Source organism: Parafrankia elaeagni, assembly GCF_000374165.1.
GTDB classification, from domain to species: domain Bacteria; phylum Actinomycetota; class Actinomycetes; order Frankiales; family Frankiaceae; genus Parafrankia; species Parafrankia elaeagni.
Genome location: NZ_KB893710.1, coordinates 1 through 1,058, shown reverse-complemented (window position 1 = coordinate 1,058; position 1,058 = coordinate 1). Strand labels below are relative to the sequence as shown.

General features: G+C 72.2%; 1 protein-coding gene. It reads left to right on the top strand.

Annotated elements, in window-relative coordinates; translation table 11 throughout:
* Positions 1-30 precede the first annotated feature (30 nt).
* A partial coding sequence (fxlM, locus tag B207_RS0106805) for a methyltransferase, FxLD system (protein WP_035740204.1) occupies positions 31-1,058 on the top strand: 1,028 nt, incomplete at its 3' end.

Sequence of the window (1,058 nt, the reverse complement as noted above, 5' to 3'; positions counted from 1 at the left end):
CGGCCCGACCCCTGACGAACGGTGACCACGATGACCACCCGCACCCCCGAGCAGCTCCGCGACGACCTCGTCGCCGACATCCGCCGCTTGGACACGTTTCGAACTGCCCAGGTCGAAGCCGCGTTCCGCGCGGTGCCACGGCATCTGTTCTTGCCCGAGGTCGACCTTGAGACCGCCTACGCCCCACAGGTCATCGTTACTCGCCGCGCCCCCGACGGCACCGCGACGTCCTCGGCCTCGCAGCCCAACCTCGTCGCGGCCATGCTCGAACAGGCCGACGTCCACTCCGGCCACCGCGTCCTGGAGATCGGCACCGCCACCGGCATCAACGCTGCCCTCCTCGCCGAGCTCACCGGCCCGGCCGGGCATGTGACCACCATCGAAATCGACGAGGAGCTCGCCGCGGGCGCCCGCAGCGCACTGGCCGCAGCCGGTTACGAGCGCGTTGACGTCATCCATGGGGATGGTGCGGCCGGGCACCCGGCGGGGGCACCCTATGACCGCATCGTGATCACCGCGGGGGCGTGGGACCTGGCAAAGGGCTGGTGGGACCAGCTCGGCCCCGCTGGCCGCATCGTCGTCCCCCTCCGACTGCACGGAAGCGGCCTCACCCGCTCGCTCCCGCTCGACACGGTCGAGCCAGGCCGGCTGGTCAGCCGCTCGGCGCTCGTCTGCGGATTCGTCCCACTGCGTGGCGCCGACGCCCACAGCGGACACGCCGTCACCCTCGCGGACGGCGTCGTCCTGCGGGTCGACGACCACGACCCCGCCGACGAGCCGGCGCTACGCGCCGCGGTGGACAGCCCACCCCACAGTCTGTGGACCGGGTTGACGATCCACGACGACGAACCGACCGCGCACCTCGACCTGTGGCTCGTCACCGCCGGCACCCGCTTCGGCCGCCTCGCCGTCGACACCACCGTCCGCCACGACAGCCAGCTCACCCCGACGCGACGCTGGGCGGGAGCCACCATCCACGACGGCTCCACGATCGCCTACGTCACCCTGCGTCCCCTTGCACCCGACACCGACGAACTCGGCGTCACCGCCCACGGACC